This is a genomic window from Arthrobacter pityocampae (assembly GCF_002927275.1).
Lineage (GTDB): Bacteria > Actinomycetota > Actinomycetes > Actinomycetales > Micrococcaceae > Arthrobacter_D > Arthrobacter_D pityocampae.
Genome location: NZ_PRKW01000021.1, coordinates 1,021 through 1,270, shown reverse-complemented (window position 1 = coordinate 1,270; position 250 = coordinate 1,021). Strand labels below are relative to the sequence as shown.

Annotated in this window: 1 protein-coding gene; it reads left to right on the top strand. The window is 56.4% G+C overall.

The window, feature by feature from the left end; genetic code table 11:
- On the top strand, positions 1-250 hold a 250-nt coding region (locus tag C4K88_RS18025), incomplete at both ends, for a reverse transcriptase domain-containing protein (protein WP_241522036.1).

Below are 250 nucleotides of genomic sequence, written 5' to 3'. Positions count from 1 at the left end.
TCCATCAAGTACTGCAACCGATCTTCGAGCCAACCTTCTCCGATGGCAGCTACGGCTTTCGTCCGCAGAGAAGTGCGCTCGATGCGGTCGTCAAGGCGAAAGAGTATGTGGCCGAAGGAAAGCACTGGGTAGTGGACATCGACCTGGAGAAATTCTTCGACCGGGTCAACCACGACGTGTTGATGGCTCGACTCGCCTATCGAGTGAGGGATGGTCGCGTACTCAAGCTGATCCGGCGCTTCTTAGAGGC